The sequence below is a fragment of the Massilia sp. TS11 genome, assembly GCF_022012445.1.
Taxonomy (GTDB): Bacteria; Pseudomonadota; Gammaproteobacteria; order Burkholderiales; family Burkholderiaceae_D; genus Telluria.
The window spans coordinates 15,980-40,622 of sequence record NZ_JAKLTS010000010.1 but is presented as its reverse complement, the minus strand read 5'-3'; the positions used below and the strand labels follow the sequence as shown (position 1 = coordinate 40,622).

Sequence of the window (24,643 nt, the reverse complement as noted above, 5' to 3'; positions counted from 1 at the left end):
GTAGCACCTGGATTACCAGATGGTCACGCGCTCTTTCGGGTCCAGATACATCTTGTCGCCGTCCTTGACGCCGAAGGCCTCGTAGAAGCCGGCCTGGTTGCGCAGCGTGCCATTGGCGCGGAATTCGCCCGGCGAGTGCGGATCGGTCTTGATCAGACGGATCGCTTCGTCGGCGCGCGCCTTGTTGCGCCACACCTGGCCCCAGCCGAGGTAGAGGCGCTGCTCGCCCGTCATGCCGTCGATCACCGGCGCCGGCTTGCCGCCCAGCGACAGCTTATAGGCCTTGTAGGCGATCGCCAGACCGGAGTTGTCGGCGATATTCTCGCCCAGGGTCAGGCGGCCGTTGACGTTGTAGCCGGGCACCGGGCTGAAGGCGTTGTACTGGGCCACCAGCTGGTCGGTCTTGGCCTTGAAGTTGGCCTTGTCGGCCGGCGTCCACCAGTCGCGCAGATTGCCGTCGCCGTCGTACTGGGCGCCGCTGTCGTCGAAGCCGTGGCTGATTTCGTGGCCGATCACGGCGCCGATGCCGCCGTAGTTGACGGCGTCGTCGGCCTTGGCGTCAAAGAAAGGCGGCTGCAGGATCGCGGCCGGGAACACGATCTCGTTGGCGGTCGGACGGTAGTAGGCATTGATGGTCTGCGGCGTCATGCCCCACTCTTCCTTGTCGATCGGCTTGCCGAGCTTGGCCACGTTCTCGTTGCGCGCCCATTCGGCCGCACGCATGGCATTGCCGACGGCGTCGCCCGCCTTGACCTCGAGCTTGCTGAAGTCCTTCCACTTGTTCGGATAGCCGATCTTCGGCGTGAACTTGGCCAGCTTGGCCTGGGCGGCCTGCTTGGTTTCCGGGCTCATCCAATCGAGGGTGTCGATGCTTTCCTTGTAGGCGGCCAGCAGGTTCTTCACCAGCACTTCCATCTTGGCCTTGTACTCGGGCGGGAAATAGGCCTTCACATACTGCTTGCCGAGCGCTTCGCCGAGCGCGCTCTCGACCGAGGACACGCCGCGCTTCCACAGCGGACGCTGTTCGGTCACGCCGGTCAGGGTGGTGCCGTAGAAGGCGAAGTTGGCCTGCACGAAGGGCTTGGACAGCACGTCCGAATACGAACGCAGCAGGTGCCAGCTCATGTAGGCCTTCCAGCTGTCGAGGTCGGTCTTGTTGACGATCTCGGCGAAGCCTTTCAGGTAGCTGGGCTGGGACACGATCACGGTGTCGGTCTTGCTGGCGATGCCGGCCGCGGCCAGGGCGGCGCTCCAGTCATAGCCGGGGGCCATCTCGGCCAGCTTGGCGATCTCGGTCTTGTTGTAGCGCTTGACGGGGTCGCGGTTTTCCACGCGCGTCCACTGCACCTTGGCCAGCTCGGTTTCGAGCGCGACCACGGCCTTGGCCTTGGCCTCGGCATCCTTGATGTTCGCCAGCGCCAGGGTCTTGGCGATATGGGCTTCGTACTTGGCACGGATGTCGTTCATCTTGGCGTCATCCGTCTTCAGGTAGTAGTCGCGGTCCGGCAGACCCAGGCCCGACTGGCCCATATAGGCCGCGTACTGGGTGGCGTTGCGCGCGTCCTGGGACACGCCGATGCCGTAGGGGCCGCCCACGCCGATGCGCGACAGGTGCGCGAACTGGGCCGGCAGGCCTTTCTTGTCCTTCAGGTGTTCGATGCGGCTCAGCTCGCCCAGCAGGGGCTTGACGCCGAGGGCCTCGCGCTTGGCCTCATCCATGTAGCTGGCATACCAGTCGGCCAGCTTCTGGGCTTCCGAGCCGTGCTTCTTGCTCTTGTCGGCCTGGGCCTGTTCGATCAGGCCGCGCAGCTTGGGCGTGATCTCGTCGCGCAGCACATTGAAGCTGCCCCAGCGCGATTGATCGGCCGGAATCTCGACCGTCTTCTGCCACTGGCCATTGGTGTACATGTAGAAGTCGTCCTGCGGACGGATGCTCGGTTCCATGAAACGCTTCTCGATGCCGGACACCACGGGTGCGGTATCGGCAGCCTGGGCGAATGCGGTCAGCAGGCTCAGGGTCAGGATGCACAACTTCACTTCTCTCTCCTCGTTCAATTCAATCGGATGGGCGGCGCGTGTCGCAGATCGCCCGTCTGCACGCCTCGGCCAGCATCTTACTCGCGCCCGCAGGCAAATGCAGGGCCGGGTTAAATTTGTACAACACGTATGTATGAAAAAAATAGCGCGCCGCCCGCCTGACGGCAGACAGCGCGCTGGTGCGCGAGAGCAAGAGACGGGACTTAGCCGTTGGGACCGGCGCCGCCCGGCATGCCGCCGCCGCGGCGGCCGCCGCCATTCGGGCCGCGCTGGTGCGTCTGGCCGCCTTCGGGTCCGCGCTCGCGCGCCCCGGCCTCGGGGCGCAGCACGCGCAGCATCTGCTCGACCACCTGGGTGGCGACCAGTTGGCGCTGGCGGTCGTCGAGCGCGTCATTGACGGTCAGCCACAGGGCGCGCAGCTGCTTTTCCTCGTTGGCCGTGGCCTGGGTCTCTGCGTCCATCAGGGCGCCGAGTTCGCGCAGCTCGACCTTGGCCGGCGTGCTCAGCATCTGGCGCGCCTGGCTCTGCAGGGCCTCGCGCCGGCTGGCCCGGTCGCGCAGGATGGCGCGCGCCTTGGCCTCGGTCTGCTGCCACAGCGTGGTCTGGTTGGCGTTCAGCTGCAGCTGGGTCTTGATATCGGCGGCCAGCAGCATCAGGTCTTCGGCCCGCATCTCGGCCAGCGGGACGGCAGCGGCCGGCAGGGACAGCGCGGCACTCAGGGCGAAGCAGGCGGCAAGCGATCGGAGGTGCATATGTTTTGGGCAAAAAAAGCCCGCGGAGGGGGCCGCGGGCAAGACCACTTTGACTGTGGAGAGAGAAAAACAAGTTCACTCTATACCTCGGTTTTTGGCCCCGCGCGCTTTATTACAATTGGTAACGGCTGCAAACAATTGCCACATCGGCCTTCACAGCGCTTCACAGGAAATCCGTCTATACTCGGCGCCCATGGGCTCCCGCTGGAACAACGCCGCCCTCATTGGTCTGGGCATCCTTGCTGGCATCGCTGCGTCGATGCAGTTCTCGGCGCTCGCCCAGAAACCGGTCGAGCAGGGCCTGCCGCTGGAAGAATTGCGCCAGCTGGCCGATGTCTACGGCCTCATCAAGTCGGACTATGTCGAGCCGGTCGATGACCGCAAGCTGCTGACCGAGGCCATCAACGGCATGGTGGCGGCGCTCGATCCCCATTCGGCCTATCTCGATCAGAAGGCCTACCGCGAACTGCGCGAAGGCACCGAGGGCCGCTTTGTCGGCCTCGGCATCGAAGTCGTCAGCACCGACGACGGCTATGTGCGCATCATCGCTCCGATCGAAGGCTCGCCGGCCGAGCGCGCCGGCCTGCGCGCGGGCGATGTGATCACGCGCATGGACGGGGTGTCGGTGCAGGGTCTGGGCCTGGACGAGACCGTCAAGCGCATGCGCGGCGAACCGCGCACCAAGGTCGCGCTCAGCATCGTGCGCAGCGGCCTGGCCCAGCCGTTCGACATCAGCGTGATGCGCGAAGAGATCCACCAGCGCAGCGTCAAGGCGCGCATGGTCGAACCCGGCTACGCCTGGCTGCGCATCGCCCAGTTCCAGGAACCGACGCTCGAGGACCTGGTCAAACAGATGCTCAAGCTGTATGCCGAGAACCCCGATCTGAAAGGCCTCGTGCTCGATCTGCGCAACGACCCCGGCGGCCTCGTGCAGGGTGCCATCGGCGTGGCTGCGGCCTTCCTGCCGCGCGATGTCGAAATCGTCGCGACCAATGGCCAGCTGGCCGAGGCCAAGCAGACCTTCTACAGCCGGCCGGAGTTTTACTCGCTGCGCGGCGAGGACGCGCTGGCGCGCCTGCCGGCCGCCGTCAAGGATCTGCCGCTGGTGGTGCTGGTCAATGGCGGCACCGCCTCGGCCTCCGAAATCGTGGCCGGCGCCCTGCAGGACTACAAACGCGCCGCCATCCTCGGCAGCCAGACCTTCGGCAAGGGCTCGGTCCAGACCATCCGCCCGCTGCTCAAGGACACCGCCGTCAAGCTGACCACGGCACGCTACTACACGCCGAGCGGGCGCGCGATCCAGGCCAAGGGCATCATTCCCGATTTCGCCGTCGATGAATGGCCCGATGGCGACCTCAACGACCTGCGCCTGCGCGAAGCCGACCTCGAACGCCATCTGCGCGGCGAGGGCGGGGCCGAGCCGGCGCCCGCGCGCAGCGCAGCCGAGCTGGCCGCCGCCGCGCGCCTGGCGGCCGCGCGCAAGCCGGTCGACTACGGCAGCGCCGCCGACTTCCAGCTGCAGCAGGCCCTGCGCCACCTCAAGGGCCAGTCCGTGCAGCTGTCCAGATCGGTCGCGGCACGCTACGGCCAGCTAGAGCGCCACCCCTAAAATTCACGGCAGAAGACGGGCCATTGTGTACAATTGGCCGGACTTACCCCCCCCCCAGAGAGAATAACAATGCAATCTGTCGTCATCAGCGGCACCGGGCTGTTTACCCCCGCCCAGTCGATTTCCAACGCCGAGCTGGTCACCGCCTTCAACGCCTACGTCGAACTCTACAACGCCGAACATGCGGCTGAGATCGCGGCCGGCACCTGCAGCGCCCTCGAACCCTCGAGCGAAGCCTTCATCGAGAAGGCATCCGGCATCAAGTCGCGCTATGTGATGGAAAAGAGCGGCATCCTCGACCCCACCCGCATGACCCCGCGCATCCCCGAGCGCAGCGACGAGACCCTGTCGCTGCAGGCCGAGATCTGCGTGGCCGCCGCGCGCGAGGCCATGGCCACCGCCAACAAGAGCGGGGCCGACATCGACATGGTGCTGGTCGCCTGTTCGAACATGCAGCGCGCCTACCCGGCCATGGCGGTCGAGGTGCAGGAAGCGCTCGGCATCGACGGCTACGGCTTCGACATGAACGTGGCCTGCTCCTCGGCCACTTTCGGCATCCAGACGGCGGTGGCCGCGATCCAGAGCGGCCAGGCGCGCGCCGTGCTCGTGCTCAACCCCGAGATCACCAGCGGCCACCTGAATTTCCGCGACCGCGACAGCCACTTCATCTTCGGCGACGCCTGCACGGCCATCATCCTCGAAGCCGGCGACAGCGCCACCAGCGCCCAGCAATGGGAAGTGCTGGAGACGCGCCTGAAGACCAAGTTCTCCAACAATATCCGCAACAACTTCGGCTTCATGAACCGCTTCGACGAGAGCGGCATCGGCCAGCCCGACAAGCTGTTCCGCCAGCAGGGCCGCAAGGTGTTCAAGGAGGTCTGCCCGATGGCGGCCGAGATGATCAAGGACACGGTCGGCAAGGCCGGGCTCGAGATCGGCGCGATCCGCCGCTTCTGGCTGCACCAGGCCAACCTCAACATGAACCAGCTGATCGCGCGCATGCTGCTCGGCCGCGACGCCGAGGCCGGCGAAGCGCCGGTGATTCTCGACACCTATGCCAACACCAGCAGCGCCGGTTCGATCATCGCCTTCCACAAGCACCAGGCCGACATGGCCAGCGGCAGCCACGGCGTGATCTGCAGCTTCGGCGCCGGCTACTCGATCGGCTGCGTCGTCGTCCGCAAGAAATAAGTCTCGGCAGAAAAATGGGGTCTGACCCCGATTTGTTTGGCAGGTAAGTTTTAGAGGCGGGCGGCCAGTTCGGCGCCTTCGCGGATGGCGCGCTTGGCGTCCAGCTCGGCCGCCAGGGCCGCGCCGCCGATCTTGTGGTAACGCGGGCCACCGCTCTGCTCGCCAGTGGGCATCAGCTCGTCGAGCGGGTCCTGGCCGGCGCAGATTACGATGTGGTCCACCGCCAGCAGGCGCTCCTGATCGCCGATCTGGATGTGCAGGCCTTCATCGTCGATCTTCTTGTACTGCACCCCGCCCATCATGGCCACGCCATTGCGGCTCAGCACGGCGCGGTGCACCCAGCCGCTCGTCTTGCCCAGCCCGGCGCCGGGCTTGCTCGCCTTGCGCTGCAGCAGGTAGATCTGGCGGATCGGGTTCGGCGCGGCCGCTTCGACCAGGCCGCCATTGGCCTGATGTCCATGCAGGTCAACGCCCCATTCGCGCGCCCATTGCGCCACCCCGATCGGCAGCGGATGGCTGCTGTCGTGCAGCAGGTACTCGCCGACGTCGAAACCGATGCCGCCCGCGCCGATGATGGCCACGCGCTTGCCGACCGGCTGCTTGTCGCGCAGCACGTCGAGGTAGGACAGCACCTTCGGATGCTCGATGCCGGGGATGGCCGGCTTGCGCACACGGATGCCGGTGGCGACGATCACTTCATCGAAGCCGGCCAGGTCCTCGCGCCCGACCTTCTTGCCGAATTCGCAGCGCACGCCGCTCAGCGCCAGCTTGCGGCCGAAGTAGCGGATGGTCTCGTGGAATTCTTCCTTGCCCGGAATCTGCTTGGCGATATTGAATTGCCCGCCGATCTCCTGCCCCGCTTCGAACAGGGTCACCGCGTGGCCGCGCTCGGCCGCCACGGTGGCCGCCGACAGCCCGGCCGGACCGGCCCCGACGACGGCGATTTTCTTCGGCGCGCTGGTCTTGCTGTAGACCAGTTCGGTCTCGTAGCAGGCGCGCGGATTGACCAGACAGCTCGCGCGCTTGTTCGAGAAGGTGTGGTCGAGGCAGGCCTGGTTGCAGCCGATACAGGTATTGATTTCGTCGACGCGATTCTGGGCCACCTTGATCACGAATTCGGCATCGGCCAGGAAGGGGCGCGCCATCGACACCATGTCGGCATCGCCGCGCGCCAGCAGGGCTTCGGCCTCGTCCGGCATATTGATGCGGTTCGAGGCCACCACCGGAATCTTCACGCGCTGCTTGAGCAGGCCGGCCACGCCCGCGAAGGCGGCGCGCGGCACCGAGGTAACGATGGTCGGCACGCGCGCCTCGTGCCAGCCGATGCCGGTGTTAATGATGCTCACGCCAGCCGCTTCGAGCGCCTGGGCGACCTGCACCACTTCCTCCCAGGTATTACCGCCGTCGACGAGGTCGAGCAGCGAATGGCGGTACATGATGATGAAGTCGGGGCCGACGGCGGCGCGTACACGCTTGACGATCTCGACCGGCAGACGCATGCGGTTCTCGATCGGGCCGCCCCAGCCATCATCGCGCTGATTGGTGCGCGCGCACAGGAACTGGTTGATCAGATAGCCTTCGCTGCCCATGATCTCGACGCCGTCATAGCCGGCCTGGCGCGCCAGCCGGGCGGCGCGCGCATAGGCGCGGATGGTCTTCTCGATGCCGGCCTCGCTCAGGGCCTTGGGCTTGAACGGTGAAATCGGGCTTTTCACATCGGAGGCCGACACACAGAAAGGCTGATAACCATAGCGGCCCGCGTGCAGAATCTGCATCAGGATCTTGCCGCCCTCCTCGTGCACGGCGCGCGTCACCTTGCGGTGGTTGAGCACGTCGCCGAGCCAGTTCATCGTGCCGCCGAAGGGCAGCAGCCAGCCCTCGCGGTTCGGCGAGATGCCACCGGTCACGATCAAACCGACGCCGCCACGCGCCCGTTCGCGGTAGAAGGCGGCCAGTTTGCCGTAGTTGTAGAAGCGGTCTTCCAGGCCGGTGTGCATCGAACCCATCATCACGCGGTTCTTGAGCGTGGTGAAGCCGAGGTCGAGCGGGGCAAGCAGATGGGAATAGGCGGGCATGTCTCTTCTTTTTGGTTATGAAAGCAACAGCGCATTAGAACCCGAGTTGACTAGTGCTTTGATTCTAATCGTATGCAGATTAAATGCTGACATTCTGCGCCTTAAGATTATTTTAATGATAATTTTCGTCAGATCGACAAATTCCGTCAGCCATTTCCGCCCAAAACCGCATGGCACGGCTTTTGCGCTGGGGGTTCTCCGCAATTTCTATAAAAAGGGAGAATCCTATGAAAGCTTTACCGACTAGTCTGGTCTGGCTGGCTTTGGCGCAACCGGCATTCGCCGCGACCGTCACCATCCAGTTCTCGGGCAGCGCGCCGTACGAGTTGGGCAGTAATGTGTGGTTTGTCACCAAGGTGGACGGCAAGAGCCAGATGATGAAGCTGGCCGTCAACGGTATCGTGGGTGGCAACAGCACAGTGGGCAGCATCAACAACCAGAACGGGCTGTACGTGGCCCCGACGGTGATGCCGCCGAATCAGCAGGTGACGATCACGGCCACCTCGCTGAGCGACCCCAGCATCACGGGCAGCACGGTGCTGACGCTCAAGCCGGCCGCCCCGACGATCGCCTCGATCACGCCGACCCTGGTGCCCTGCGGCAGCGAATTCACGCTGACCCTGACCGGCACCCGCTACGCGCCCGATCAGCTCGTCTACATCCGCAACGCCCCGGTGACGACGACCTATGTCTCGCCGACCCAGCTGCAGGCCAAGTATGTGACCGGCATCTCGAACGGCACCCTGTCGATCAAGGTGGTCAGCCCGGTGATCGGCACCAGCGCCGAAAACTACAGCGTGAAGACCGGCACCTGCACGAGCCCCACGCCGACTCCGAGCCCCTCGCCGTCCCCGTCGCCAAGCCCGAGCCCGGCGCCGACCCCGACCCCGGTCGTGATCGGCCCGCAGCCGGCCCAGGACGCCCAGACCGTGGCCGCCGCCCGCTTCCTCGAAAAGGCCAGCTTCGGCCCCACGGCCGCCGAGATCGCCAAGCTCAAGCAGATGGGCGTGGATGCCTGGATCACCGATCAGATCCAGAACGTACCGGCCAGCCCGATTGCCAACACCACCGACCTGAGCACCCTGCGCAATGCCTGGTTCACGAATATGGTCAATGGCAAGGACCAGCTGCGCCAGCGCATGATCTTCGCGCTCTCGCAGCTGTTCGTCGTCTCGGCCGACAAGAACCCGTATGGCAATGAGATGCGCCCCTGGCTGGTCACGCTCGACAAGCACGCCTTCGGCAATTTCAATAATCTGCTGCGCGAGATGTCGCTCAACCCGTCGATGGCCAAGTATCTCGACCTCGGCAATAGTGTGATGCCGGCCCCGAACGAGAACTATGCGCGCGAGGTCATGCAGCTGTTCACGATCGGCACGGTCAAGCTGAACACCGATGGCACGCCGCTGCTCGACAGCTATGGCAACACCATCCCGACCTACACCCAGAGCACGATCGCCAATCTCTCGCGCGCCCTGTCGGGCTGGACTTACACGGGCCCGAGCGCCACCGGCATCAACTGGGAGAACTTCACCGGTCCGCTGCAGCCGCGCGACAACTACCATGACAAGGGCAGCAAGACCCTGCTCGACGGCTACACCCTGGCCGGCGGCGGCAGCACGACCTCGGACTTCGACGCCGTGATGAACATGCTGTTCAACCACCCGAACACGGCCCCCTTCATCGCCACGCGCCTGATCCGCGCCTTCACCACCAGCAATCCGAGCCCGGCCTATGTGCAGCGCGTGGCCGACGTGTTCGCCAATGGCCCGCACGGTCGCGGCGATCTGGCCGACACCCTGCGCGCCATCTTGACCGACCCCGAAGCCCTGCAGACCACGGGCAGCCAGGGCCATCTGAAGGACCCGATGCTGCACTCGCTGAGCCTGATGCGTGCGATGAACGCGACCCTCGTCGATCCGTCCAATCTGTTCTGGGACTACTTCCTGCTGGGTCAGAAGATCGCCAATTCGCCGAGCGTGTTCAACTTCTACTCGCCGCTGACGCGCCTGCCTGGCAACCCCGGCTACCACGGGCCGGAGTTCCAGATCTATGCGCCCAGCCTGGCCATCGCCCGCGCCAACTTCCTCTACAACTTCATCACGGGCCAGTACAACGGCATGGTGGCTTTCGACATTACACCGTATGTGAACGTGGCCGGCGACCCGACCGCCCTGCTGAACATGGTGGACGCCAATCTGCTGCAGGGCCGCATGTCGGCCACGGCGCGCAGCCAGATCGGCAATGCCATCCTGGCCAGCAGCGACAACAAGCAGCGCGCCATCACGGCCCTGTACCTGACGGCGATCACCGGCGAATTCGCGGTGCAGCAATAAGACATCGAAAGGATCCACACCATGACGACTTCGCATTCGCGCCGCGGTTTTCTCAAACTGTCGGCCCAGGCTGGCATGCTCAGCACTCTCTCGGCCATCGGCCTGCTCGGGGCCCGTCCGGCCCAGGCCGCCGTCAGCGACTACAAGGCCCTGGTCTGCCTGTATATGTTCGGCGGTAACGATGGCAATAATATGATCGTGCCGCTCGACGGCGTGCGCTATCCGAAATACCAGCAGATCCGCGGCAGCGCCGGCCTGGCCCTGTCGACTGCGGCCAACACCCTGTGCCCGGGCCGCTCGGCCACGACCCAGGCCGTGGCCAATCCGGTCAACCAGCCGTTCGCCTTCCACTACGGCATGCCCGAGATCGACGCCCTCTACGGCCAGGGCCAGGTGGCCTGCGTGCTGAACATGGGCAGCCTGACCCAGCCGTTGACCAAGGCCCAGTATGTGGCCGGCGTGGCGGTGCCGCCGCAGCTGTTCTCCCACCCCGACCAGACCCTGCAGAACCAGGCCGGCAGCCCGGCCGGCGCCGCCAGCGGCTGGGGCGGGCGCCTGGTCGATGCGCTCGGCACCGGCGGCCACCTCGATGCCGTGGCCCTCGGCACGGGCGGCCTCTTCATCGAAGGCAAGACCACGCACGGCAACCAGCTGCCCCAGAGCGGCCAGCTGAGCCTGGCGGGCATGAACTTCTGGCCGGCCTCGGAAGCCAAGGCGCGCCAGGATGCCCTGCGCGCCATCCTCAGCGCCAACCATCCGAACCTGATCGCGGACACCGCCAACAAGGCCCTGCTGCAGGGCATGGACCTGGTCACCGACCTGGCCGCGGCCAATAGCGGCGGCGCGCTCTCGACCCCCTTCCCCGGTACATCGATCGGCGTGCAGCTGCGCACCGTGGCCCAGCTGATCAAGCTGCGCCAGACCCAGGGTCCGGGGCGCCAGGTGTTCTTCGTCTCCCAGGGCGGCTTCGACACCCACGGCGGCCAGGCCTACCAGCAGTTCGACATGCTGCGCCAGGTGTCGGCGGCGGTGGCGGCCTTCCAGCTGGCGATGGCCGAGATCGGTGCGCTGCAGAACGTGACGACGTTCACGATGTCGGACTTCGGCCGCACGCTCATGCCGAACTCGGGCGGCACCGACCATGCCTGGGGCAACCACCACCTGGTCATCAGCGGCGCCGTCAAGGGCGGCCTGTACGGCGCCTTCCCCGACTTCACGCTCGGCGGGCAGGACGACGCCACCGGGCGCGGCGCCTGGATTCCGCAGATCTCCAACCAGCAGTTCGGGGCCACCATCGGCAAATGGTTCGGGGCCGATCCCGACACCCTGGCCAACCAGGTGTTCAAGAATGAGCTGGGGAATTTCCCGGTCACCGACCTCGGCTTCTTGAACTGAAGCGTGCGTACTTGCCCTTAGGCAGTGTTTTGCACTAGCCTAGGGCGCATGTTGCGCGCCTGCCTACTCGGCCTCTTGCTGTGCTGGGCCCTGAGCGCGCGGGCTGGACCCATTGCGGTCCAGGTCGCGCGCCAGGACGAGCTGTTCAGCATCCAGGCCTCGCTCACCGTGCGTGCCGACCCGTTCACGGTCTGGCGCGTGCTGACCGACTACGAGCGCATGCCCGAGTTCGTGCCCGATCTGCGCCGGGCGCGCATCCTCGCGCGCGACGGCCATCACGTGCGGCTTGAACAATTTGGCACAGCCAGCTGGCTGTTCTTCGCGCGCGACATCCACCTGTTCGTGGACGTGCGCGAAACCCCGATCAGCAGCATCGACATCAGCCTGGCCGGCGGCGATATGCGCCACTACAACTGCCGCTGGGAATTCGATCTGGCCCCCGAGGGCGGCACCCGCATCCGCTACAGCGGCCGGCTGGCGCCGAATTTCTCGATTCCTCGCCTGCTCGGCAACACCATCGTGCGCGCCGACATCGAACGCATGCTGCAGGCCGTGCGCGCCCGCCTCGAGGGCGAGCTTCAGGCCAGGTAGGCGTCGCGCGCGCGCAGCTCGGCGAAGGCTTCGAGATTACCCATGCGCACGGTGACCGGATGCAGGCTGGTACCCGGCGTGGTCGGGCGCCAGGCGAACATCCATTCCTTGAGGATTTTCTGGGCCGGGTCCTTGCAGAAGATCGGGCCGAGCGGCGAGCGGCCGGCGTAGTCGATGGCGCCGTCGATGCCGGCCCAGGCCGGCAGCAGCTGCTGCACGGCGCGGTGCAGGCGCTCGCCGAAGGCTTCGGTGTGATGGATCACCAGGCAGCAGTCGGCCGGGGCCAGCACGTCGAACAGGCGCTGGTCCCAGGCGCTGGAAAAGCTCAGGCTCAGGCAGGGGCCGTGCGGCACCAGGCGGAACTGGCCCTCGCGCAGGGCCAGTTCGAGATCGGCCCGCTGGCCATAGCGGTGCAGGGTGGGCGGGCGTTGGTAGTCTTGCATGGGAAACTCACTGTTGAACGGGCGGGCGCGTGTGGCGGCGCGACTGCAGGCTGCGCGAGGCGATGAAGATCTCGCGCAGGAAGACCAGCAGGGCCGTGGTCAGGGCGATCATGGCCAGCACGAAGGCGGCGGCCACGTATTTGTCGAGCGGCAGATCGGTGGTATCGGCCAGGAACAGCATGGCGATCACACAGCAGACCAGCAGGCCGCAGATGGCGGACAGCGTGATCGCCGTGTTGATCAGGCCCATGCGCTGGAACAGCACGTCGAGCTCCTCCATGTGGTCTTCGTTGTAGCCGAGGTCGAGCTTGTCTTCGAGCACGCGCGTGCGGTCGATGATGCGCGCCAGCCGGTTGGTCAGCACCATCAGATTGGTGCCGACGCCGGTCAGCAGGAAAACCGGGGCGATGGACAGCTGGATGATGTGTCCGATGTCGCTGATCTGGATGTTCATGTCAGTCGAAACGCTGGTGCAGCTTGAATGCTTCGGTGGCGGCCACGAGGGCGGCCGTGATGCCCGGGTCCATGGCGCCGTGGCCGGCATCGGCCACCATGCGCAGGTGCGAGCCGGGCCAGGCCTGGTGCAGGCGGTAGGCCGAAACGGGCGGGCAGATCACATCATAGCGGCCCTGCACGATCACGCAGGGCAGATGGGCGATGCGGCCGACATTGCGGCGCAATTCGTCCTCGGCAAAAAAACCCAGATGGGCCATGTAATGGCATTCGAGCCGGCCGACGCCCAGGTCCAGCACATCATTGGGCGGGTCTTCCGGCTGCGGCATCAGGAACACGCGCCGCCCCTCGAAGCGCGACCAGGCGCGCGCGGCCGGCCAGTACTGGCGCGGATCGTCGCTGAACAGGCGGCGCGCATAGGCCTGCAGCAGATCGGCGCGCTCGGCGGCCGGAATCGGCGCCACGAACTCGTCGTACAGCTCCGGATAGAACCATTCGACCCCGTGCAGGAACCAGTCGATTTCAGCCTGCGTGCACAAGAAGATGCCGCGCAGGATGAAACCGAGGCAGCGCTCGGGATGCGCTTCGCCATAGGCCAGGGCCAGGGTCGAGCCCCACGAGCCGCCGAACACCAGCCACTGGCGGATGCCCATCAGCTCGCGCAGGCGTTCGATGTCGGCAATCAGCAGCTGGGTGGTGTTGTTGCGCCACTCGCCGGTCGGCGTCGATTGGCCGGCGCCGCGCTGGTCGAACAGGATCACGCGGTAGTGCTCGGGATCGAAGAAGCGCCGGTGCTGGGGCGACAGGCCGGCGCCCGGGCCGCCGTGCAGAAACAGCACGGGCTGGCCCTGGGGATTGCCGACTTCTTCCCAGTAGATGGTGTGCAGTTCGTCGACCTCGAGCATGCCATGGCGCAGCGGCTGGATCGGCGGGAACAGGGGGGTGGCACTGGCAGTCATGGCGGCGGCGGCGGGATGGAATGGCACATTGTAACGAATCCGCCCGCGCCAGGGAGCGGCAGGACGCCGCCCCCCCATTCATCAGTACATGTGCTGGCCGCCGTTGATGGCGATGTTGGCGCCCGTCACGAAGGCCGCCTCGTCCGAGGCCAGGTAGGCGACCAGGCCGGCCACTTCTTCCGGCTTGCCCAGGCGCGCCATCGGGATCTGCGGCACGATCTTGGTCTCCAGCACTTCGGCCGGAATCGCCATCACCATCTTGGTGCCGATATAGCCGGGCGAGATGGTGTTCACGGTCACGCCCTTGCGCGCCACTTCCAGCGCCAGCGCCTTGGTGAAGCCGTGCATGCCGGCCTTGGCGGCCGAGTAGTTGGTCTGGCCGAAAGCGCCCTTCTGGCCATTGACCGAGGAGATATTGATGATGCGGCCCCAGCCGCGCTCAACCATGCCATCGCAGACCGGCTTGGTCATGTTGAAGACCGAGTCGAGGTTGGTGCCGATGACGGCGTCCCAGTTCGGCTTGTCCATTTTCTTGAAGGTCATGTCGCGCGTGATGCCGGCGTTGTTGACCAGCACATCGACGGGGCCGATGTCCTTTTCGATCTCGGCCACGCAGGCCTGGGCCGAGGCGTAATCGGCCACGTCGCAGGGGTAGGCGTGGAAGTCATAGCCCTGCTCTTTCATTTGCGCCAGCCAATCCTTGGCCTTGGTGTTGCCGGGCGAATAGGTGGTGACGACCTTGTAACCGAGGGCGGCCATCTTGATGCAGATTGCTTCGCCCAGACCACCCATACCGCCGGTTACCAATGCTACTCGTGCCATGTCTTATCTCCTCTTTTATTGTCCAAACCCGGCCCGTATGGCCGGGCGCTCACAGGATGCGGATTACGCGCGTTCCACGGCCAGGGCCACGCCCATGCCGCCGCCGATGCAGAGGCTGGCCAGCCCCTTCTTGGCGTCGCGCCGGATCATTTCGTGCAGCAGCGTCACCAGCACGCGCGCGCCCGAGGCCCCGATCGGGTGGCCGAGGGCGATGGCGCCGCCGTTGACGTTGATCTTGCTGGTGTCCCAGCCCATTTCCTTGTTCACCGCGATGGCTTGGGCGGCGAAGGCTTCGTTAATCTCCATCAGGTCCAGATCGGCCGGCGTCCAGCCCGCCTTTTTGAGGCAGGCGCGCGAGGCCGAGACCGGGCCCATGCCCATGATCGAGGGCTCCAGGCCGGACGAGGCATAGGCCTTGACCTTGGCCAGCGGGGTCAGACCCAGCTCGCGCGCCTTGGAGGCGGACATCATGATCACCGCGGCGGCCCCGTCATTGATACCCGAGGCGTTGCCGGCCGTGACCGTGCCGTCCTTGCTGAAGGCGGGGCGCAGGCCGGCCAGCGATTCGTAGGTGCTGCCGTGCTTCGGGTATTCGTCGGTGTCGACCACCACGTTGCCCTTCTTCGACGCGATCTCCACAGGAATGATTTCGTCCTTGAACTTGCCGGCCTTCTGGGCCGCTTCGGCCTTGGCCTGCGAGGCCAGAGCGAACTGGTCCTGCTCTTCGCGCGTGACGTCGAATTTCTTCGCGACGTTCTCGGCCGTGATGCCCATGTGGTACTGGTTGTACACGTCCCACAGGCCGTCGACGATCATGGTGTCGACCAGCTTGGCGTCGCCCATGCGGAAGCCATCGCGCGAATTCGGCAGCACGTGCGGCGAGGCGCTCATGTTTTCCTGGCCGCCGGCAATGATGATCGAAGCGTCGCCGCACTGGATGGCCTGGGCCGCCAGGTGGGTGGCCTTCAGGCCGGAACCGCAGACTTTGCTGACGACGAAGGCCGGCACCATATCCGGCAGACCGGCCTTGATGACGGCCTGACGCGCCGGATTCTGGCCGCAGCCAGCCGTCAGCACCTGCCCGAGGATGACTTCATTGATGCTGGCCGGGTCGATGCCCGTTTTGGCCAACAGGCCCTTGATCACGGTGGCGCCCAGTTCCGCTGCCGGCACTTTCGCGAGGCTGCCCCCGAATTTGCCCACTGCGGTACGGCCCGCCGCGACGATCACCACCTCTTCCATGCTTACGCTCCTCGGTTCACGTATGTTGATGACGAACTTTCATTCTAACCAGTTGTTTCCGTGCTGGCGACTTGACGTATCCGGCAAGCACAGCAAAGCAACAGGGGCCGACTTCCTGCAAAAGACAAGCATTCTCCGGCCAACTAATCGGAGTGTTTTGATCTGCATCAATGACATCAGATGGCGAGGCGGACACCCCGCAAATGCTCGGCCGCGTGGGCGCGCAGCAGGCCGGCCAGATCGGCCACACAGGCCAGGCCCAGCACGGCGCTGGTGGCGCGCAGGCCGAACTCCGGCCAGGCGCCCGGCTCGCCGAGCGGACGCGCCTGCAGCAGGCCGTCGAGCAGATAGGGCTGCACGGCCCAGCGCGGCAGCACGGCGATGCCGCGCCCGCAGGCGACCGCATGGGCCAGGGCGCCGACGCTCGGGCAGTCAACCTGGGCGAGGTCGATGCCGGCCGGCGCCAGCAGCATGTCGACGAGCGGATCGGCGCCGCGCTGGTGCTGCAGGCGCAGCAGGGTTTGGCCGCGCAGATCGCGCGCCGCCAGCCGGCGCAGGCTGCCCAAGGGATGGCGGGCCGGCAGCAGCAGCACCCATTCCTGGCGAAACAGGGCCCAGTCGGGTGCGCCACCGAGCACCAGATCGGCCGCGCCCTCCTCCACCACGTCGATCGCCACATCGGGCCAGCGCAGGCGGAACTGGGCGAGCACCGGCAGCAGCCACTCAAAGCAGGCCGGGCAGTCGAGCGCCAGGCGCAGGGCGGCCGGTTCCGCCGCGCGCATGCGCGCCACATCGCGTTCGGCCTGTTCCACGCTGGGCAGGACCTGATCGGCCAGGGCCAGCAGACGGCTGCCGGCGGCGGTGAACACCACCGGCAGGGACTTGCGTTCAAACAGAGGCGCGCCGAAGCGGTCCTCCAGCAATTTGACCTGGTGCGAGAGGGCCGACTGGGTCAGGTGCAGCATTTCGGCGGCGCGCACCAGGCTGCCAGCCGAGCGCAGCGCACGCAGGGTGCGCAGGTGACGGATTTCCAACATGAGAGCCATTCACGATGAACGAGCCCCCGATTCTGCAGCGGCAAGATGAAATCCCGATGACAGCCCCAAACCTTTCCCCCCAAACAAATCGGGGTCAGACCCCATTTATCCGTGCGGATAAATGGGGTCTGACCCCGATTTGTTTGGGGGGAAACTCTGGCTTAGTGGGGGGCCTTGGGGTCGATGCCGATCAGCGCTTCGTTGTCGAATTCGCGCTGGTTGGCCTGGTGGCGGCGGATCACCAGGTACATGACCAGGGCCACCAGACCGCCGAACAGGCAGATCGTGATGCCGAGGCCGACTTCGAGACGCAGCAGCAGCGCGTAGAAGGCCAGCACCGTCAGTACTGACAGGTTCTCGTTGAAGTTCTGCACGGCGATCGAGTGGCCGGCGCTCATCAGCACGTGGCCGCGGTGCTGCAGCAGGGCATTCATGGGCACGACGAAATAACCGGCCAGGGCCCCAATCAGGATCAGCAGCGGATAGGCGAGCCAGATCTGGTGCACCAGGGTCATGACCATCACGATCAGGCCCATCGCAATCCCGACCCAGACCACGGACAGCGACCGGCGCAGGCTGACGAACTTGGCCGCCGTCACCGCGCCCACCGCCAGGCCGATCGAGAACACGCCCTGCAACACGGTGGCCTTGGCCAGCGTCAGGCCGAGCTGCTCCTGGCCCCAGCGCAGCACGATGTATTGCAGCGCCATCCCGCAGCCCCAGAACAGGGTGGTGACGGCCAGCGAAATCTGGCCGAGCTTGTCACGCCAAAGGGTGCTGCAGCAATGGGCGAAATCTTCGATCAGCTTGCCCGGCGTGTGGTACTGCTTTGCATACACGGCGCCAGTGGCCGGAATGCGCAGATTGAACAGCGCGGCCAGCAGGTAAATACCGGTGATCACGGCCAGGGCCGCCGCGGCCGGGGTGTCGATGCCGGTGTCGATGCCGGGCATGTCGAAACTGAGCAGATAGTTGTACCAGGCCGGATTGCCGACCAGCTGGCCGCCGAGCACCACCCCGAGCACGATCGAGGCAATCGTCAGGCCTTCGATCCAGCCATTCGCGGCCACCAGCTGTTCGGGCGGCAGCAGCTCGGTCAGGATGCCGTACTTGGCCGGCGAATAGGCGGCCGCGCCCATGCCGACGATGCCGTAGGCAATCGCCGGATGCACGTCGAGGAAGATCAGCGAGCAGCCGAAAATCTTGATGATATTGGTCGCGAACATCACCTTGCCTTTGGGATAGGCATCGGCGAAGGCGCCGACGAAGGCCGCCAGCAAGACGTAAAACAGGGAGAACGACCACTTCAGGAAGGGCGCCATCCAGGCCGGCGCGTGCATCGTCGTCAGGATGGCAATACAGGCGATGAACAGGGCATTGTCGGCAAGCGAGGAACAAAACTGCGCCGCCATAATTGTATAGAAACCACGTTTCATCCAAGAAGCCTACAAAATTGCCTGAGTGGGTCGCTTTATATCACGAAACTCCCCTGCCCGACGAACTCGACGACTCTCCCCAGCCCGCCGTTTTCAAAGTAGAATGCAGCGCCGGCGCCCCGTTTTGGGCGACGTTGTGGCCCATTTACCCTCAGTTCTATGTCCAAGCATCCCGTCGAAATCAAGATCTCTACAGTTGTTGCAATTTCAACTATCTTGCATTCGGCGCAAGCTGCCGACGTGGAAGCGGCCCTGCGCCGCATGACGGGCGGCGTGGCCGACTTCTTCGAGGACGAATTCGCCGTCATCGACGTGTCGAATATCCAGGACCAGGCCATCGACTTTCCCGCCCTGGTCGCCCTGCTCAAGCAATACAACCTGAACGCGGTCGCCGTGCGCGGCGCCACCGCCGCCATGGAAGGCGCGATCCGCGCGCTCGGCCTGACGCTCGACGACAGCGCCAAGCACACGCCGGACGCACCGGCGCCGGCCACGGCCGTGAGTGCCGCTGCGGCGCCGGCGCCGGCGCCCGCTCCGGCCGCGCGTCCGGCCCCGAGCCCCGCGCCGGCCCCGGCCCCGGCCAGCGCCAGCACCGTGTATGTCGACCAGCCGGTGCGCGCCGGTCAGCGTATTTATGCGCGCGGCGCCGACCTGGTCATCACGGCCGCCGTCAACAATGGCGCCGAAGTCATCGCCGACGGCTCGATCCACGTCTACGCGCCTCTGTTCGGGCGCGCACTGGCGGGCGCGGCCGGCAACGCCGAGGCGCGCATCTTCGCCCTGGCTATGGAGCCGGAACTGGTCTCGATCGCCGGCGTGTATCGTACCTTTGAAGAAGGTTTCCCCAAGGACCTGGCGCGTCAGCCGGTCCAGGTCCGTCTTGCCGGTGAGCGCATCGAGATGCAGCCGGTAGCCCGCACATAAACCTGTTTAAGAAAAGGATCTCCTTGTGACACGAATCATTGTTGTAACGTCCGGCAAGGGCGGCGTCGGCAAGACCACCTCGAGCGCGAGCTTCTCCACCGGCCTGGCCCTGCGCGGCTTCAAGACGGCCGTGATCGACTTCGACGTCGGCCTGCGTAACCTCGACCTGATCATGGGTTGCGAGCGCCGCGTCGTCTACGACCTGATCAATGTCATCAATGGCGAGGCCACGCTGCACCAGGCCCTGATCAAGGACAAGCACTGCGACAACCTGTTCATCCTGCCGGCCTCGCAAACGCGCGACAAGGACGCCCTGAGCGAAGAAGGGGTCGAGCGCGTGCTGCACGAGCTGGTCAACATGAATTTCGACTTCGTCGTCTGCGACTCGCCGGCCGGTATCGAGCACGGGGCCCTGATGGCCCTGACCTTCGCCGACGAAGCCGTGATCGTGACCAACCCGGAAGTGTCCTCGGTGCGCGACTCGGACCGCATCCTCGGCATCATCCAGGCCAAATCGCGCCGCGCCCTGTCCGGCGGCGAGCCGGTCAGGGAGCATCTGCTGATCACGCGCTATTCGCCGAAGCGGGTCGAGGCCGGCGAAATGCTGTCCCACCAGGACGTGCAGGACATCCTGCGCATTCCCCTGATCGGCATCATTCCGGAATCGGAACAGGTGCTGCACGCCTCCAACCAGGGCAATCCGGCGATCCACTTCAAGGAAACCGACGTGGCCCAGGCCTACCAGGACGTGGTCGCCCGCTTCCTGGGTGAAGATGTTCCGCTGCGGTTCACGACTTACGAAAAGCCGGGCCTGCTGCAACGTTTGTTCGGAGGGAAGTGAAATGGCCCTGCTGTCTTTCCTGTTTCCCAAAAAAGAGAAGAGCGCGAGCGCGGCCAAGGAGCGCTTGCAGATCATCATCGCGCGTGAGCGCCATCACCGCAGCGGCCCGGACTTCCTGCCGGCCCTGCACCGCGAGCTGATCGAAGTCATCTCGAAGTACACCAAGGTCAACCCGGACGACATCAAGATCTCGCTCGACCGCCAGGGCAACCTGGAAGTGCTCGACGTGAACGTGGTGCTGCCGGACGCCTAAGTCGTCTTGTCGAGCACGTCCTGCGCCACGGCGGCGCAGGCGTCCACATGCTGGTAGCCCATCTTGCGGAACACTGCAAAGCCGATCGCCGCCGCCGCCACCTGGCCGGCCAGGGGCACGAATTTGCCGGCATAGCGGCCCAGCCCGGCCATGCCGGTGCGGCGCAGCAGGGCCAGCACCATTTCCCGCGTCACCAATTTGCCCACCATCATGCCGCCGATCCCGGCCGCCGCCTCGTAGGCCAGCGTGCGGTAGCGCGGATGCAGGCGGTCGATCTGGCCGGGCGTCAGACCGAAGGCCTGGTTGATGTCTTCCACCATCAGGGCGAACAGGCTGACATCGGACAGCACATCGACCCCGGGAATCGGCACAGCGCCCAGACCGGCCGCGATGGCGGCACGCCGGCGCACCAGGCGGCGGCAGTCGGCGCGCAGTCGTTCAATATCTTTCTTACTACCCGGCAATACCGTCCAGGCACTCGCCGCCAGCTTGGCCATACCCCACCTCCATTGACCATTTTCGCAACACCGTGGCCAGTGTAGCGCAGTGATGGCCAGTCGGTTTTGTAGCCGTCGATTGTAAAACTCTGTAATATCAAGCTAACCATTTTCCCCTCAGAACGAGCTTCCCCATGAGAATTGCCGTTCTCGACAGTGACCGCAGCCAGGTCGACCTCATCTGCCAGGTCTTGAGCGTGGCCGGCCATAGCTGCCATGGCTTCGAGACTGGCAAGGACGCGCTGGCCGCCATGCGCAAGGACCCGTTCGAGCTGCTGATCATGGAGTGGCCGGGGGCGGAGACCGACCCGGTCGAGGTGCTCCAGCGCGCCAAGGAAAAAATGGGCGGCAACGGCCCCGTGCTGTTCCTGACCACCAATGCGGGCGAGGACGATATCGTCCAGGCCCTGGCCGCCGGCGCCGACGACTACCTGGTCAAGCCGCTGCGCCGCGGCGAACTGACGGCGCGCGTCCAGGCCCAGCTGCGGCGCGCCTACCCGAGCCAGAGCGGAGCCGAGCAGCTGGTATTCGGCCCGTATGTGTTCGAAACCCGGCCCGGGCGCCTGCTGATGCACGGCCAGGCGGTCGACGTCACGCACAAGGAGTTCTACCTGGCGCTGCTGTTCTTCCGCAATATCGGGCGGCCGCTGTCGCGCGCCTTCATCCACGAATCGGTCTGGATCCGCGAGACCGCCCTGCCCTCGCGCACGATGGACACCCATGTCTCGCGCGTGCGCAACAAGCTGCAGCTGCGCCCCGAAAACGGCTACCGCCTGGTGCCCGTCTACAGCTACGGCTACCGCCTGGAAAAGCTGGGCGCCTGAGGCGCGTGCAATTCCCCACCGGCTTTGCGGCTATAATGGCGGCTATCCTTTTACGCCCCACCCTGCATGCAGCTCGTTGCCGTTGGCCTGAACCACACGACCGCGCCCGTCGCCCTGCGCGAACGGCTGGCGTTCGGCCCTGACCAGATCGGTCAGGCGGTGCAGGCCGCGCGCCAGTGGTTCGCCCGCATCGAGCCGCGCGGAAATGACGAATCGGCCATCCTCTCGACCTGCAACCGCACCGAGATGTATGCCGCCTCCGAGGTGCCCAACGCGCTCGACGCGGCGGCCCACTTCCTCGCCGACTTCCACAAGGTCAATCCTTCCGAGCTGCGCCCGCACCTGTATCTGCTGCCCCAGCACGAGGCCGTGCGGCATGCGTTCCGGGTCGCGTCCGGCCTCGATTCGATGGTGCTGGGCGAACCCCAGATTCTCGGCCAGATGAAGGACGCGGTGCGCGTGGCCGAAGAATACGGCGGCCTCGGCACCTATCTGCACCAGCTGTTCCAGCGCTCGTTCTCGGTCGCCAAGGAAGTGCGCAGCACGACCGAGATCGGGGCCGCCAGCGTGTCGATGGCGGCGGCCGCCGTGCGCCTGGCCGAACGGATTTTCGACACCATCCGCGAGCAGCACGTGCTATTCATCGGCGCCGGCGAAATGATCGAGCTGTGCGCCACCCACTTCGGCGCCCAGCTGCCCAAATCGGTCACCGTGGCCAACCGCACGATGGAGCGCGGCGAGGCGCTGGCGCGCCGTTTCGACGGGCGCGCCATCCGCCTGGCCGACCTGCCCAACGAGCTGCACAAATTCGACATCGTGGTGTCCTGCACCGCCTCCTCGCTGCCGCTGATCGGCCTGGGCCTGGTCGAACGGGCGATCAAGGCGCGCCGCCACAAGCCGATGTTCATGGTCGACCTGGCCGTGCCGCGCGATATCGAGGCCGAAGTCGGCCGCCTCAACGACGTCTTCCTGTACACGGTCGACGATCTGGGCAAGGTGGTCCAGTCGGGCATCGAGAGCCGCCGCGCCGCCGTGGCCCAGGCCGAAGCCATCATCGAAACCCGGGTCCAGTCCTTCATGCACTGGGTCGACGACCGCGCCGTGGTGCCCCTGATCCGCGACCTGCACGACACCAGCGAAGCGCTGCGCCTGCACGAACTCGAACGCGCGCGCAAGCTGCTGGCGCGCGGCGAGGACCCGGAGGCCGTGCTCGAGGCCCTGTCGCGCGGCCTGACCGCCAAATTCCTGCACGGGCCGCAGCAAGCCCTGCACCACGCCAAGGGCGACGAACGCGCGCGCCTGGCCTCGCTGCTGCCCCAGCTGTTCCGCGGCCGCCGTTAGGCGCGCCCTGCCCGGCCGCCGCGCGCGGCCCCATCTCTTTTCCGCTATCGCCCTATGAAACCCTCGATGCTGGCCAAGCTCGATCAACTGGCCAACCGACTCGTCGAACTGGATGAACTGCTGGCCCAGCCCGAGGCCACCGGGAATATGGACCAGTACCGCAAGCTCACGCGCGAGCATGCCGAACTGGGCCCGCTGGTGGCCGTCTACAAGGACTATCTGCAGACCGAGGGTGACAGCGCCGCCGCCCAGGAGATGCTGGCCGATCCCGAGATGAAGGAGTTCGCGCGCGACGAGATCGAGGCCGCGCGCGCGCGCCAGGCGGCGCTCGACCTCGAGCTGCAGAAGATGCTGCTGCCGAAGGACCCGAACGACGAGCGCAATATCTTCCTCGAGATCCGCGCCGGCACCGGCGGCGACGAATCGGCCCTGTTCGCCGGCGACCTGCTGCGCATGTACACCCGCTTCGCCGAGCGCCAGCGCTGGCAGGTCGAGATGGTCAGCGAGTCGGCCTCCGACCTCGGCGGCTACCGCGAAGTCATCGTCCGCATCATCGGCCACGGCGCCTATTCGCGCCTGAAGTTCGAGTCGGGCGGCCACCGCGTGCAGCGGGTGCCGGCCACCGAGACCCAGGGCCGCATCCACACCTCGGCCTGCACGGTGGCGGTGCTGCCCGAAGCCGATGAAGTCGAGGACGTGCAGATCAATCCGGCCGAGCTGCGCATCGACACCTTCCGCGCCTCGGGCGCCGGCGGCCAGCACATCAACAAGACCGATTCGGCCGTGCGCATCACCCACCTGCCGACCGGGATCGTGGTCGAATGCCAGGACGACCGCAGCCAGCACAAGAACAAGGCCTCGGCCATGAAGGTGCTGGCCGCGCGCATCAAGGACATCCAGCTGCGCGAGCAGCAATCGAAGGAAGCGGCCACGCGCAAGAGCCTGATCGGCTCGGGCGACCGCTCGGAGCGCATCCGCACCTACAACTACCCGCAGGGCCGGATGACCGATCACCGCATCAACCTGACCCTGTACAAGCTCGACGCCATCATGGACGGCGACCTCGATGAGCTGAGCAATGCGCTGGCGGCCGAGCACCAGGCCGAGCTGCTGGCCGCGCTAGGGGACTGAGGCCCGCGTCGGGCCGAGAAAGGCCCGCAAGCGCGCATTCAAATGCGCCCGATCGCGAATCTCACACTCCCAGATCACTAGAACCGCCCATCCCAGAGACTGCAGCCGCTCCACGACGTGCTGGTCACGGCGGCGATTGCCTTCGAGCTTTTCAGTCCAAAACTTGACTCTCGATTTCGGGATACGGGCAAACGGGCAATCGGAATGCCGATGCCAGAAGCATCCGTGCACCATAATCACTTTGCGTCGCGCGCCAAATACAATGTCCGGCTTTCCCGGAAGCGCGCGATCATGCAATCGGTAGCGATAACCCAAGGCGTGTAAGGCTCGACGTACCTCGCGCTCGGGTGCAGTGTTCTTGCCACCCACGCGCGCCATAAGGCGGCTCCGTTCCTCTGCCGAGATCGTGTCCACAATTGTTCATTTCCCCCCCACGCTTTAGTGTAGGCCAGGG

Annotated in this window: 23 protein-coding genes; 11 read left to right on the top strand and 12 right to left on the bottom strand. The window is 65.7% G+C overall.

Going from position 1 to position 24,643, the window contains the following annotated elements:
* Positions 1-12: 12 nt before the first annotated feature.
* Positions 13-2,037, bottom strand: a complete 2,025-nt coding sequence (locus LZ005_RS15685; protein WP_373889339.1) for a M13 family metallopeptidase — start codon at positions 2,035-2,037, stop codon at positions 13-15.
* A 203-nt stretch (positions 2,038-2,240) separates the two neighbouring features.
* A complete protein-coding gene (locus LZ005_RS15680) occupies positions 2,241-2,789 on the bottom strand; it encodes a hypothetical protein (protein WP_237809088.1) in 549 nt (182 codons plus the stop codon).
* 193 nt (positions 2,790-2,982) lie between these two features.
* Between LZ005_RS15680 and LZ005_RS15675 the strand changes: the two genes are divergently transcribed.
* Positions 2,983-4,398 carry a S41 family peptidase gene (locus tag LZ005_RS15675; protein ID WP_237809087.1) on the top strand — a complete coding sequence of 472 codons (1,416 nt, stop codon included), beginning with the start codon at positions 2,983-2,985 and terminating at the stop codon, positions 4,396-4,398.
* A gap of 69 nt (positions 4,399-4,467) precedes the next feature.
* Positions 4,468-5,589, top strand: coding sequence for a beta-ketoacyl-ACP synthase III (locus tag LZ005_RS15670; RefSeq protein WP_237809086.1), 1,122 nt, complete (start codon positions 4,468-4,470; stop codon positions 5,587-5,589).
* Between the two features lie 50 nt (positions 5,590-5,639).
* Here LZ005_RS15670 and LZ005_RS15665 read toward each other — a convergent pair whose 3' ends face one another.
* On the bottom strand, positions 5,640-7,664 hold the full coding sequence (locus LZ005_RS15665; protein WP_237809085.1) for an NADPH-dependent 2,4-dienoyl-CoA reductase: 2,025 nt from the start codon (positions 7,662-7,664) through the stop codon (positions 5,640-5,642).
* Between the two features lie 227 nt (positions 7,665-7,891).
* Between LZ005_RS15665 and LZ005_RS15660 the strand changes: the two genes are divergently transcribed.
* Genes LZ005_RS15660 through LZ005_RS15650 form a run of 3 tightly spaced genes read left to right on the top strand, consistent with a single transcriptional unit; the run spans position 7,892 to position 11,986 of the window.
* Complete coding sequence (locus LZ005_RS15660) at positions 7,892-10,000, top strand: DUF1800 family protein (RefSeq protein ID WP_237809084.1); 2,109 nt, start codon at positions 7,892-7,894, stop codon at positions 9,998-10,000.
* Positions 10,001-10,021: 21 nt separating this feature from the next.
* Positions 10,022-11,395 (top strand): DUF1501 domain-containing protein, encoded by a 1,374-nt coding sequence (locus LZ005_RS15655; RefSeq protein WP_237809083.1) that lies wholly within the window; start codon positions 10,022-10,024, stop codon positions 11,393-11,395.
* A 48-nt stretch (positions 11,396-11,443) separates the two neighbouring features.
* Positions 11,444-11,986, top strand: coding sequence for an SRPBCC family protein (locus LZ005_RS15650; RefSeq protein ID WP_237809082.1), 543 nt, complete (start codon positions 11,444-11,446; stop codon positions 11,984-11,986).
* Here the strand turns inward: LZ005_RS15650 and LZ005_RS15645 are convergent.
* From LZ005_RS15645 to lplT, 7 genes are all read right to left on the bottom strand, one after another.
* Entirely contained in the window at positions 11,974-12,429 is a 456-nt protein-coding gene (locus tag LZ005_RS15645; protein WP_237809081.1) for a hypothetical protein, read from the bottom strand. The genes LZ005_RS15650 and LZ005_RS15645 overlap by 13 nt on opposite strands.
* Before the next feature lie 7 nt (positions 12,430-12,436).
* On the bottom strand, positions 12,437-12,883 hold the full coding sequence (locus tag LZ005_RS15640; RefSeq protein ID WP_237809080.1) for a DUF2721 domain-containing protein: 447 nt from the start codon (positions 12,881-12,883) through the stop codon (positions 12,437-12,439).
* A gap of 1 nt (position 12,884) precedes the next feature.
* Positions 12,885-13,841: a prolyl aminopeptidase gene (gene pip, locus LZ005_RS15635; protein WP_237809079.1), complete on the bottom strand. Its 957-nt coding sequence runs from the start codon at positions 13,839-13,841 to the stop codon at positions 12,885-12,887.
* An 81-nt stretch (positions 13,842-13,922) separates the two neighbouring features.
* Positions 13,923-14,663, bottom strand: a complete 741-nt coding sequence (locus tag LZ005_RS15630) for a beta-ketoacyl-ACP reductase (RefSeq protein WP_237809078.1) — start codon at positions 14,661-14,663, stop codon at positions 13,923-13,925.
* A gap of 63 nt (positions 14,664-14,726) precedes the next feature.
* Positions 14,727-15,905, bottom strand: a complete 1,179-nt coding sequence (locus LZ005_RS15625; protein ID WP_237809077.1) for an acetyl-CoA C-acetyltransferase — start codon at positions 15,903-15,905, stop codon at positions 14,727-14,729.
* A 176-nt stretch (positions 15,906-16,081) separates the two neighbouring features.
* The gene (locus tag LZ005_RS15620) at positions 16,082-16,942 is read right to left on the bottom strand and encodes a LysR substrate-binding domain-containing protein (RefSeq protein WP_237809076.1); all 861 of its coding nucleotides are present in this window, start codon (positions 16,940-16,942) and stop codon (positions 16,082-16,084) included.
* 161 nt (positions 16,943-17,103) lie between these two features.
* Positions 17,104-18,378 carry a lysophospholipid transporter LplT gene (gene lplT / locus LZ005_RS15615; RefSeq protein WP_237809075.1) on the bottom strand — a complete coding sequence of 425 codons (1,275 nt, stop codon included), beginning with the start codon at positions 18,376-18,378 and terminating at the stop codon, positions 17,104-17,106.
* 159 nt (positions 18,379-18,537) lie between these two features.
* Here lplT and minC point away from each other — a divergent pair, with 159 nt between their 5' ends.
* Genes minC through minE form a run of 3 tightly spaced genes read left to right on the top strand, consistent with a single transcriptional unit; the run spans position 18,538 to position 20,396 of the window.
* Positions 18,538-19,302 (top strand): septum site-determining protein MinC, encoded by a 765-nt coding sequence (minC, locus tag LZ005_RS15610; RefSeq protein ID WP_237809074.1) that lies wholly within the window; start codon positions 18,538-18,540, stop codon positions 19,300-19,302.
* A 25-nt stretch (positions 19,303-19,327) separates the two neighbouring features.
* Entirely contained in the window at positions 19,328-20,143 is an 816-nt protein-coding gene (gene minD, locus LZ005_RS15605; RefSeq protein ID WP_237809073.1) for a septum site-determining protein MinD, read from the top strand.
* 1 nt (position 20,144) lies between these two features.
* The gene (gene minE / locus LZ005_RS15600; protein ID WP_237809072.1) at positions 20,145-20,396 is read left to right on the top strand and encodes a cell division topological specificity factor MinE; all 252 of its coding nucleotides are present in this window, start codon (positions 20,145-20,147) and stop codon (positions 20,394-20,396) included.
* On the opposite strand, the gene LZ005_RS15595 is transcribed toward minE, so the two are convergent.
* Positions 20,393-20,893 carry a hypothetical protein gene (locus LZ005_RS15595; protein WP_237809071.1) on the bottom strand — a complete coding sequence of 167 codons (501 nt, stop codon included), beginning with the start codon at positions 20,891-20,893 and terminating at the stop codon, positions 20,393-20,395. The genes minE and LZ005_RS15595 overlap by 4 nt on opposite strands.
* Before the next feature lie 134 nt (positions 20,894-21,027).
* Between LZ005_RS15595 and LZ005_RS15590 the strand changes: the two genes are divergently transcribed.
* The 3 genes from LZ005_RS15590 (at position 21,028) to prfA (ending at position 24,189) form a co-directional block, all read left to right on the top strand.
* The gene (locus LZ005_RS15590; RefSeq protein WP_237809070.1) at positions 21,028-21,717 is read left to right on the top strand and encodes a response regulator transcription factor; all 690 of its coding nucleotides are present in this window, start codon (positions 21,028-21,030) and stop codon (positions 21,715-21,717) included.
* A 66-nt stretch (positions 21,718-21,783) separates the two neighbouring features.
* Positions 21,784-23,058: a glutamyl-tRNA reductase gene (gene hemA / locus LZ005_RS15585; RefSeq protein WP_237809069.1), complete on the top strand. Its 1,275-nt coding sequence runs from the start codon at positions 21,784-21,786 to the stop codon at positions 23,056-23,058.
* Positions 23,059-23,112: 54 nt separating this feature from the next.
* Complete coding sequence (gene prfA, locus LZ005_RS15580) at positions 23,113-24,189, top strand: peptide chain release factor 1 (RefSeq protein ID WP_237809068.1); 1,077 nt, start codon at positions 23,113-23,115, stop codon at positions 24,187-24,189.
* On the opposite strand, the gene LZ005_RS15575 is transcribed toward prfA, so the two are convergent.
* Positions 24,178-24,603, bottom strand: coding sequence for a very short patch repair endonuclease (locus LZ005_RS15575; protein ID WP_373889338.1), 426 nt, complete (start codon positions 24,601-24,603; stop codon positions 24,178-24,180). The genes prfA and LZ005_RS15575 overlap by 12 nt on opposite strands.
* Positions 24,604-24,643 lie beyond the last annotated feature (40 nt).

What these genes read in the sequence shown, in the direction of transcription:
- LZ005_RS15680 (WP_237809088.1), bottom strand. Translation starts at nt 2,789, where the DNA reads ATGCACCTCCGATCGCTTGCCGCCTGCTTCGCCCTGAGTGCCGCGCTG.
- minE (WP_237809072.1), top strand. Translation starts at nt 20,145, where the DNA reads ATGGCCCTGCTGTCTTTCCTGTTTCCCAAAAAAGAGAAGAGCGCGAGC.
- LZ005_RS15620 (WP_237809076.1), bottom strand. Translation starts at nt 16,942, where the DNA reads ATGTTGGAAATCCGTCACCTGCGCACCCTGCGTGCGCTGCGCTCGGCT.
- minC (WP_237809074.1), top strand. Translation starts at nt 18,538, where the DNA reads ATGTCCAAGCATCCCGTCGAAATCAAGATCTCTACAGTTGTTGCAATT.
- LZ005_RS15670 (WP_237809086.1), top strand. Translation starts at nt 4,468, where the DNA reads ATGCAATCTGTCGTCATCAGCGGCACCGGGCTGTTTACCCCCGCCCAG.
- LZ005_RS15650 (WP_237809082.1), top strand. Translation starts at nt 11,444, where the DNA reads ATGTTGCGCGCCTGCCTACTCGGCCTCTTGCTGTGCTGGGCCCTGAGC.
- LZ005_RS15665 (WP_237809085.1), bottom strand. Translation starts at nt 7,664, where the DNA reads ATGCCCGCCTATTCCCATCTGCTTGCCCCGCTCGACCTCGGCTTCACC.
- LZ005_RS15640 (WP_237809080.1), bottom strand. Translation starts at nt 12,883, where the DNA reads ATGAACATCCAGATCAGCGACATCGGACACATCATCCAGCTGTCCATC.
- LZ005_RS15630 (WP_237809078.1), bottom strand. Translation starts at nt 14,663, where the DNA reads ATGGCACGAGTAGCATTGGTAACCGGCGGTATGGGTGGTCTGGGCGAA.
- LZ005_RS15595 (WP_237809071.1), bottom strand. Translation starts at nt 20,893, where the DNA reads ATGGCCAAGCTGGCGGCGAGTGCCTGGACGGTATTGCCGGGTAGTAAG.
- pip (WP_237809079.1), bottom strand. Translation starts at nt 13,841, where the DNA reads ATGACTGCCAGTGCCACCCCCCTGTTCCCGCCGATCCAGCCGCTGCGC.
- LZ005_RS15645 (WP_237809081.1), bottom strand. Translation starts at nt 12,429, where the DNA reads ATGCAAGACTACCAACGCCCGCCCACCCTGCACCGCTATGGCCAGCGG.
- LZ005_RS15625 (WP_237809077.1), bottom strand. Translation starts at nt 15,905, where the DNA reads ATGGAAGAGGTGGTGATCGTCGCGGCGGGCCGTACCGCAGTGGGCAAA.
- LZ005_RS15655 (WP_237809083.1), top strand. Translation starts at nt 10,022, where the DNA reads ATGACGACTTCGCATTCGCGCCGCGGTTTTCTCAAACTGTCGGCCCAG.
- lplT (WP_237809075.1), bottom strand. Translation starts at nt 18,378, where the DNA reads ATGAAACGTGGTTTCTATACAATTATGGCGGCGCAGTTTTGTTCCTCG.
- LZ005_RS15660 (WP_237809084.1), top strand. Translation starts at nt 7,892, where the DNA reads ATGAAAGCTTTACCGACTAGTCTGGTCTGGCTGGCTTTGGCGCAACCG.
- LZ005_RS15675 (WP_237809087.1), top strand. Translation starts at nt 2,983, where the DNA reads ATGGGCTCCCGCTGGAACAACGCCGCCCTCATTGGTCTGGGCATCCTT.
- LZ005_RS15590 (WP_237809070.1), top strand. Translation starts at nt 21,028, where the DNA reads ATGAGAATTGCCGTTCTCGACAGTGACCGCAGCCAGGTCGACCTCATC.
- hemA (WP_237809069.1), top strand. Translation starts at nt 21,784, where the DNA reads ATGCAGCTCGTTGCCGTTGGCCTGAACCACACGACCGCGCCCGTCGCC.
- prfA (WP_237809068.1), top strand. Translation starts at nt 23,113, where the DNA reads ATGAAACCCTCGATGCTGGCCAAGCTCGATCAACTGGCCAACCGACTC.